9 protein-coding genes are annotated in these 8363 nt (G+C 33.4%); 3 read left to right on the top strand and 6 right to left on the bottom strand.

Annotated features, from left to right (window positions below; genetic code table 11):
* Both ACNARN_RS16415 and ACNARN_RS16410 read right to left on the bottom strand, forming a co-directional pair.
* The coding region (locus ACNARN_RS16415; protein ID WP_416304707.1) for a hypothetical protein at positions 1-901 on the bottom strand (901 nt) is incomplete at its 3' end.
* A 131-nt stretch (positions 902-1032) separates the two neighbouring features.
* The gene (locus ACNARN_RS16410; RefSeq protein WP_198630406.1) at positions 1033-1302 is read right to left on the bottom strand and encodes a helix-turn-helix domain-containing protein; all 270 of its coding nucleotides are present in this window, start codon (positions 1300-1302) and stop codon (positions 1033-1035) included.
* A gap of 442 nt (positions 1303-1744) precedes the next feature.
* Between ACNARN_RS16410 and ACNARN_RS16405 the strand changes: the two genes are divergently transcribed.
* Positions 1745-2536, top strand: a complete 792-nt coding sequence (locus ACNARN_RS16405; RefSeq protein ID WP_198620530.1) for a helix-turn-helix transcriptional regulator — start codon at positions 1745-1747, stop codon at positions 2534-2536.
* Here ACNARN_RS16405 and ACNARN_RS16400 read toward each other — a convergent pair.
* Positions 2515-3369, bottom strand: coding sequence for a helix-turn-helix domain-containing protein (locus tag ACNARN_RS16400; protein ID WP_198620531.1), 855 nt, complete (start codon positions 3367-3369; stop codon positions 2515-2517). The genes ACNARN_RS16405 and ACNARN_RS16400 overlap by 22 nt on opposite strands.
* A 122-nt stretch (positions 3370-3491) precedes the next feature.
* On the opposite strand from ACNARN_RS16400, the gene ACNARN_RS16395 reads away from it, so the two are divergent.
* Together ACNARN_RS16395 and ACNARN_RS16390 are read left to right on the top strand one after the other, a co-directional pair.
* Entirely contained in the window at positions 3492-4139 is a 648-nt protein-coding gene (locus tag ACNARN_RS16395) for a lysostaphin resistance A-like protein (protein WP_416304706.1), read from the top strand.
* A 609-nt stretch (positions 4140-4748) separates the two neighbouring features.
* Positions 4749-5714: a helix-turn-helix domain-containing protein gene (locus tag ACNARN_RS16390; RefSeq protein ID WP_196532881.1), complete on the top strand. Its 966-nt coding sequence runs from the start codon at positions 4749-4751 to the stop codon at positions 5712-5714.
* Between the two features lie 71 nt (positions 5715-5785).
* Here the strand turns inward: ACNARN_RS16390 and ACNARN_RS16385 are convergent, their stop codons facing one another.
* The 3 genes from ACNARN_RS16385 to ACNARN_RS16375 form a co-directional block, all read right to left on the bottom strand.
* A complete protein-coding gene (locus tag ACNARN_RS16385) occupies positions 5786-6070 on the bottom strand; it encodes a ferredoxin family protein (protein WP_416304705.1) in 285 nt (94 codons plus the stop codon).
* Complete coding sequence (locus ACNARN_RS16380; RefSeq protein ID WP_198620534.1) at positions 6067-7353, bottom strand: FAD-dependent oxidoreductase; 1287 nt, start codon at positions 7351-7353, stop codon at positions 6067-6069. The genes ACNARN_RS16385 and ACNARN_RS16380 overlap by 4 nt, the downstream gene beginning before the upstream one ends.
* A gap of 63 nt (positions 7354-7416) precedes the next feature.
* Positions 7417-8358: an FAD-binding protein gene (locus tag ACNARN_RS16375; protein ID WP_198620535.1), complete on the bottom strand. Its 942-nt coding sequence runs from the start codon at positions 8356-8358 to the stop codon at positions 7417-7419.
* Between the last annotated feature and the right edge of the window lie 5 nt (positions 8359-8363).

Genomic DNA, 8363 nt, shown 5'->3' with positions numbered 1-8363 from the left:
CAGTGCCTGCTGGCAAGGTCACTTCGGCCTGTAAACCATCTTTCAGTTCATCTGCATTCGCATAGCCATCCACCACTTCGGGAATACTTAAAACTGGTGTGTCTGTTACGGGATCTGGTTTTGCTGTTACAGTAACATCATCACTTTTATTACCACTCGGATCTTTCGCACTTGCGGTAACATCACTGTTATCTTTTATATTGTCATTCGGAATGGTGACGTGATTGTTATCTGTATCAGGAATTAAGTCCGGATTGCTTGATGTCCAGCAATTATCTCCTTTCTCTAATGTGACAGTATTTGAGTTACCATTCTCATCTTCAAAAGTAACATCTACAGAATCACCTTTATTTGCATCTTTTGGTAAATCAATAGACACAGAACCATCATCTTCAGCTGTTAATCCTGGTTTACTTGGTGCGGTAACATCGGCATCATTACCTTTATTATCACCACCATGGTTTCTATTAGCTAAAAAGATCGCTAATGCACTACCGATAGAACCAGCAACCCATAAAAATAGGCCAATTCCATCATCATTATCAGAAAGAGTACCGGTTTCACCAGCAACTAAATGCTCTAAAACAGGACCATCTTGAGTAATAGTGACTTCCCCCATGACCCCGTTTTGATCTAATACATTTAAAGTTGCATAACACTGTTCTTCTCCTGGTTTACATTCTTCCCAGAAATCTTTAATTACAACTTCGAACTCTTGTTCTTTACTAGATAAAATAAGATCATCTGACTTACGAAGTGCTTTAATATCTAGCGGTGAAAGATTTGTTTCAGAATCAATTAATTGGTAAACTTCATTGGGTTTTGCCGTTATCACATGCTTTGCATGCGGATTTAACTGCACTTGTATATCTGAATTTTTTTCAGAAAAGATAAATTTCATAATAATTACCTAGCATTAGAATAGAACTTCTAAACAGTAAATACGCGCTGTTTATTTAAAAATTCTTTATTAAGAATCAGTTACAAAATAATAGTCTTTCCTTATTCTCCCCCTTGTATTTGCATTGTTTTCTATTTATGAATATACTCGCGATTACAATCAATAATTATTCTCTTTTTACTGTCTAATATTTTTATAAAATGAAGGATAGAAATATTTAAAATAAAGCAAACTTCTATTAATGTAGAAACACTCCATTTAACATCACCTCGTTCGAGGCGAGAATAATGTTGTTGGCTTATATTCATTTTCTTTGCCACATTAATCCCTGTCAGCTTTTGAGCCTTCCTTATAGCTTTAACCTCGTTTCCTATTACATAATTAATATTCCAGCCATGCATCTTAATTACCTAAGAAGGGGATGAACATAGAAACACTACAAATATGATTTCACTTAAGTTCAGTGTATCACCTAGCCCTGCGCCCCAAATCAAACAAAGAAATAAATAAATACCACAAAACAATAAATAAGATGTTTATCAATAAAGTAGAAACCCTAAAAAAGATACAACAACTAATTTTTTTAATTAAACTGCCAAAAATGTTAAAACATACTCGTATAATCAAAGTTATACTTACACCTATGTAATTTACTGTGAGAATTAGTCTTTACTTATGATAACCCACATAAAAAAATAACACTAAAAGATAAATAAATACCACTATTTGCTACACTACAAAAAATGTAATTTCATTTATAAAAATAAAACCATAGACTAATCATTAATATATTTATCATTACTATTTAACTAATTAAATTTGGATTAAAGTGAGTCTATTTATATGAAAGATTATTATTTTCATTTAAAAAACTTAACCCTATCTAATTACATTATGTTATTAACAAAAGATAGCGAAATACGAATAGAAACGAGTAAATTTAAAAAATCAATAAATAAAAATAGTATTGCTCTAATATCAAAAGATATAAAGTTTGATGTATTTTTTTCTAAAGAAAACAAACCAACCTTACTTTATTTATCTTGTGATGTCCTTAGAGATGCTTTAAAAATAAATTTTGCCTCTAATCATCTTATATTAAAAGAGAATACACAGAATATTGAAAACAATATTTTGATAAAAAAAACTCATCCAGAAGATATTCTGTTATTTAATAAATTAAAAACCAAATTTAATAACGAAATTATTACATCTGACAAAATAGAACATGAATATATATTAAAAATAGCATACTTATTAAGTGGATTAGAAATAAATATTATGAGTTTTATCTATAATATGTACAATTCATCATATACAAATAAAATAACCAATATCATTAGTGAAGATTTAAGTTATGAGTGGACATTAAAAGATATTAGTAAAAGATTATATATTGGGACATCATCTTTAAGAAAAAAGCTTGAGGCAGAAAAAACAAATTTTACAAAAATATTAACCAAAGCAAGAATGGAGCATGCTATAAATTTATTAACAACAACAAATTTAAATATAAATACCATATCAAATAAATTAGGGTATAAAACAACGTCATATTTCATAAAAAAATTTAAAGAATACTACAATACAACCCCAAAAAAATTACTAAAAAATTACACTACAGGAACGAAGTAATCCAATGAACATATATTACTTTTATCTTTCATTTGTTTAATATTAAAAACCTCAATATCATAGCTATCCCTTTTTTTAGCTTTTAACTTTGGTAACTCTCTAAAATAAATAACATTAGATAATATTAAATATTCATCCCATGTACCATAAAATGAAAATTTATAATACCTATCACCATTTATAGACAAAAAAACTTCATGCTTATTACTAAATTCAAAAAAGTTATATACAGCTAACAAATTTTTAGTGGAGGTGGATTTTTCACATCGATAATATACATTCAAATAAAAATCAGAACTATTTTTTATTAAACCTTTTAATTTATCTATTTTATTTTTATCCTTAAAACCTAACCCAGTTCGAGCAATTTTAGCCTTAAGCTCAAAAGGAATATCAACATAAAAAACACTTTCCTCATATTCAGAAGATAATAAATTGACAAAACTCTCACTACTTATTAATTTTTGGAAAGTTAAATATTTGTGTTGTGGTATATAATAAGAAAAATCCCAGTATTTACAGGTTCGGTAAGCACTTGGTGTTACTTTAAAGTATCTTTTAAAAGCTCTTGAAAAATTCTGTTGAGAATTAAATTGATAAATAATCGATATATCTAATACAGATAAACTTGTTAATCGTAATAAAGTTGCAGACAACGACAAACGTCTTGCTAGGATATATCTAGCAACCGTCTTACCAGTAAAATGATAAAACAAATCTTGAAAATGCCTTTTACTGTATCCTGATTTTTTTATAACATCACCTTGAGATAAAGGACTATTTAAATTTTCTTCAATCCAATCGAGGATAGCCTGTAAAAGATTTTCTTTCAAAATTTAGCCTTATATTAGCTATAAGTTATTTATATTTATTACATTAACACAAAAATTATTTTTATCATGCATAATAAATAAAACAAATTACTTATCTGATTACCCCTCACAGACAAACATAAATGGAATTTCCCAAAGATCAAGTTTACCATTCAGTCATCTGCGTACTTGCCTTTATAGGCTACTTCTTTTCCTCTTTTAGCCTATTGCTAACACCTTCATCTGTTGCACTATTTCAATCAACTTATATCATCTCATTGGTGAGCTTTTTTATTTACCTTCCCTACTGCCTAATTATTTGGTTTGCCTATCAAAAACACATTACATTAATGCCATTAGGCCGGCTTCAATGGCGAACATTAAAAGCCCCTGTCTTAACATTACTGGGATTATTATTTATCGGCATGTTTTTAGGTTTTGACGATGATTCATGGATAGCCGAGGTTGAACCCATTACAGGATTTGCTTTCTTCCTGTTTGCCCTTGCTGTTATGTTTATTGCTCCGATTACTGAAGAGATTATTTTTAGAGGTTTTCTATTAAATGCAGGCATGTGGTATGGCAATACAGGAAAATGGATAGCGATTATTCTTTCTTCACTGCTATTTTCAACTATGCACTATCAATATGAATCAATCACTACATTTATTCTTATTTTTATTGTGGGAGTTATCTTTTGTTTAGTAAGAATAGGAACTCGTTTATTAATCGCACCTATTGCCCTACACTGCATCAATAATTCAATCACTATTCTTTTCTTAATGATATAGCATGTTTATTTAATAAAACTCTCTTTGATATGGAAAAATGGTTATTATTAATAACTAATATAATAATATTTAAAGAGTTTTATTATTTTTAGCTAAATATTTTTTATAATAAAAAAATATTTATTATCTATAATTATCTTACTAACGCATCTTAAAAACAAATTACATTATTAACCATAAAAAATCATCTTATTAACAAGCCATTATTTAAATTACATAAAATCCATATTAACTCACACTCTGAAAAGAATGAAATAAATAAGATATTAATAAGAATCACTCTTAATCTATTTATGAGATCTCTCTCTAAAGATAGGAAATTAACTTAGGATTAATAGCATAGAAATGCTAGCATAAAAAATGCTATAAATTAATTCTATAATTTACATGATGTTAGTTTAAATAAATTAAAAACTTTTAAATATATTGTCTTCAATTTATTAACAAGAAAGATAATGAATATCTCCGTTAATAATTATTTAAACTTACTATTTTAATTTTAAAATTAAAGTTATAAAAACATTATTCTATTTCAACCTGGTTTAAGTCGTTTTTATACTAGATTGATAGCAACACAACAAAAATACTTTCAATAAAAGTGGGCGTACTATGAAAAGCATGTTTACGACTCGGGAGCTCCCTGACGTAGATCGGTTTTCCGTATTCAGGGATACAATAAAAGACCGCTTTTTATCGTCTTATGAATGCAATGAAGTCGAATTGCCTCCTCATTCTCGATTTTATGCCAACATTGTCGAGCAGAAGGTGACAAATATTCGCTTTATTCAGCTAGAGTCTAATGGTCACTGGGCGAGTAGCCGTCCTTTAACTCATAAACTTAGCTTGGAAGAGCATTTTCAAATTGAGATACAGCGTTCAGGAACTAGCCATCTTACTCAAGATGGAAGAACCGCATTTCTACGGCAAGGAGACTTTTGTATTTTTGATATGGCAAGACCCGTATCATGGTCTTTTGATAACGATTACTCATTATTTAAAATTTTGATCCCAAGGGAAAAACTAGCATCACGTTTAGGTAATACCCAAAATCTTACTGCAAGAGCAATACGAGGCAATAGCATTACAGGCTCCCTCGTTTATAGCTTTGTGATGCGCTATATTCCGTTCTTAGATTCAATGCCACCACAACATGCACAACAACTTGCCGATATTTTATTGAATTTAATTACGTCTGCTTTCAGTGAATACAGTATTGCAACTCCACCTCAAAGCTTAGGAAGATCAACACTGTTTTATTTTGCCCAGCACTATTTAGAGCAACATATTTCCGATCCAGATTTAAGTGTTAATCAATGTGCAAATGCTTGTGGGATCTCCGTGCGCTATTTACAGATGTTATTTAAAGAACAAAATACCTCTGTACTTCGTTGGATCTACCAAAAACGCCTTGAGAATTATAAAGCGGCTTTAGTTAATCCTCTCTTGGCAGAGAAAAATATTACACAATTAGCTTATGAATGCGGATTTAGCGATATTTCTAATTTAAGTCGAAAATTTAAATCCGAATTTTTTATGACGCCTTCAGAATATCGAAAAATACATTCGTTAAGATAAATAGACTAATTATCTCCCCCCTCTAGTTAAAATTTTGGAGATTATGTTAGAGGGGGATTGGTGTTGTTACATTAACCGTAACGCAATTCAATGCCTAAAGTGCCACATGGATATTCCCATTTCTTTAAAATTGTTTCACCACATAAAACACGGCAAGTTCCGCACTCTAAACAGCCCGCGTAATCAAAAAGGTATTGTCCTTTTTCATCTTTCTTATATAACCCAGCAGGGCAGGCTTTCATTAAGATGTCAAATTGTACAGGATCGATATCATCCTTTAAGACAATATGTGGATTTTCTTCATCCACATTAAATTTATTGACGCCTAATTTAACGTCTACGTTGACTTGACTCATAAAGAACGTACCCCCTTAAACCCATCTTTAATTAAGTTCATCACACCCACTTTCTTAACTTGAGACAGTATTTTCTTACGCACAGGTTTTTCTGGACCATTAATCACAAATAAGTCGTGCATCACGTTCGCAGCCATTTGCGGGTAATCCGTAAAGAATCTTGTATTATCGAGGAAAGAAGGCAAGTCTTTGTATAACTTCATATCTTTCATCACAAAGCTGTCATTTAATAAAGATTGGTAGCAACTTAATTCTTTTTGGCTATAACTGTTTTGCTCTTTCGCCATTAATACCGCTTTTGCAGCCGCTTCACCTGAAGCAATCGCTAAATCCATTCCTCTTACGGTATAGCCGACATTAAGGCAAAAACCTGCGGCATCTCCCGCCACTAATACGCCATCTTTGACTAATTCAGATACCATATTCATGCCACCCTCTGGCACCATATGCGCTGAATATTCTAATAATTTGCCGTCTTTGATAAGTGGTGCAACAACAGGGTGTTGTTTAAAATCTTCTAATAATTGAGGAACCGTTTTTTCAAATTTATCGACATTATGTAGCCCTAAAACAAGGCCTAAAGAAACGGTATTTTTATTGGTATATAAGAATCCGCCACCTAAATATCCACCTGATGGTGCGCCAGCAAAAAGCCAAGCTAAGCCTTCATCATTAGTACAACCAAATCGGTCTTCCATTTGTTGTGGCGTGAATTCCAATAACTCTTTAACTCCTACCGCCACAGTGTGAGGATTAATTTTTTGTGTCATACCTAATTGTTTTGCTAATAATGAATTAACACCATCAGCGAGGATAACCACATGGGCTTCAATTTCATCATCACCCGCTTTTACACCACACACCTTGCCTTCTTTCACCAACACTTCATCAACGCGAACACCCGTGATCACTTGTGCGCCAGCGTTTTCTGCTTTTTCCATTAACCATTGGTCAAATGAAGAACGTAATACGGTATAAGAGCGTGCAGCTTCCTCTTCTTGTTGCGTGTGTTGATAATCTAAAGTCACACCATCTGTTTCCGTTAGCATGGAAATTTTTTCACGCGTCACAAGGCGTTCAACAGGTGCTTCTTGGGCAAAATTGGGAATGATTTTTTCAAGGCTGTGCGCGTATAAACGTCCACCTGTCATATTTTTACTGCCAGCGAAATTACCTCGCTCTACAACTAAAACATCACACCCTGCTTGTGCTAATACATAGGCAGCAGTACCACCAGCAAGTCCACCACCCACAATAATGGCGTCAAAAATATCGTCTGACATACTTTCCTATCCTTTTATTATGTGTGGTCGCTTAGCAAATTATCACTAAGCGACCTACGGTGATTAGCCGCCAAGCTTCGCGGTTAATGCAGGTAACACTTTGTAGAGGTCGCCAACAATACCGTAATCCACCATATTGAAAATTGGGGCATTTTTATCTTTGTTGATAGCAACAATGACTTTTGCTCTATCCACACCCACCATATGCTGAATTTGCCCTGAAATACCGACAGCAACATAAACATCCGCACCTAAAGTCACGCCTGAAACACCAATGTAGCGGTCATGTTCCATCCAGCCTTCACCCTCAGCAATCGGACGTGAACAGCCCACTTCGCCTTGAAGGGCTTTCGCAAATGCCTCCGCGAGTGCAATATCATCCGCCTTACCAAAACCGCGTCCGACACCCACAACACAATGCGCTTTACCTAAATCAACGGCACTGCCATGTTTTGGCTTACGAGCCAATACTTTTAATGTATGTGCAGGGGCGATAAAGGCACTTTGCACCACTTGTGCATTGGGTGCGTCTTTGATGGCTTCCACATCTAATGCACTACCGACAGTCGCAATGGCATAAGGTGAGCGAATTTCTGCTTTAGCATGCGCTAAACCACCATAGACTTGGTGTGTAGCAATCACAGTATTGTTTTCAATAGCAATACTTAATGCATCACTGACAACACCAGCGTTTAAAGTCACACCAAGACGAGCCGCAATCGCTTTTGCTCGTTTTGATGAAGCAAGTAGAACCAATGCATTCGCACCCGCTTCTTTAATAATTGCGGCAAAAGAGGCCGCATAATCTTCAGCAATCACACCCTCTTGAGGTGCAAAGCAGTACACACAATCAGCGCCTAAGTTGACACATTCACGCGTGTTTTCATCATCACCAATAAACAGAACATTGACCTTTTCGCCAAGGCCACGCGCAAATGCGATCAGCTTTGCTAAATCATCCGCTTTTTCGGCATAAACAAAGGTAGTAGGTAGTAAACTAGCCATTTTTA

Origin of the sequence: Proteus sp. TSJ240517 (assembly GCF_047921575.1) — a bacterium.
Taxonomy (GTDB): Bacteria; Pseudomonadota; Gammaproteobacteria; order Enterobacterales; family Enterobacteriaceae; genus Proteus.
The sequence above is the reverse complement of the archived record's forward strand: the minus strand, read 5'-3'. Positions and strand labels throughout refer to the sequence as shown.

Bases quoted from the DNA above. Each gene is read 5' to 3' on its own strand.
- ACNARN_RS16410 (WP_198630406.1), bottom strand. From the start codon at position 1,302: ATGCATGGCTGGAATATTAATTATGTAATAGGAAACGAGGTTAAAGCT.
- ACNARN_RS16395 (WP_416304706.1), top strand. From the start codon at position 3,492: ATGGAATTTCCCAAAGATCAAGTTTACCATTCAGTCATCTGCGTACTT.
- ACNARN_RS16380 (WP_198620534.1), bottom strand. From the start codon at position 7,353: ATGTCAGACGATATTTTTGACGCCATTATTGTGGGTGGTGGACTTGCT.
- ACNARN_RS16385 (WP_416304705.1), bottom strand. From the start codon at position 6,070: ATGAGTCAAGTCAACGTAGACGTTAAATTAGGCGTCAATAAATTTAAT.
- ACNARN_RS16405 (WP_198620530.1), top strand. From the start codon at position 1,745: ATGAAAGATTATTATTTTCATTTAAAAAACTTAACCCTATCTAATTAC.
- ACNARN_RS16390 (WP_196532881.1), top strand. From the start codon at position 4,749: ATGAAAAGCATGTTTACGACTCGGGAGCTCCCTGACGTAGATCGGTTT.
- ACNARN_RS16375 (WP_198620535.1), bottom strand. From the start codon at position 8,358: ATGGCTAGTTTACTACCTACTACCTTTGTTTATGCCGAAAAAGCGGAT.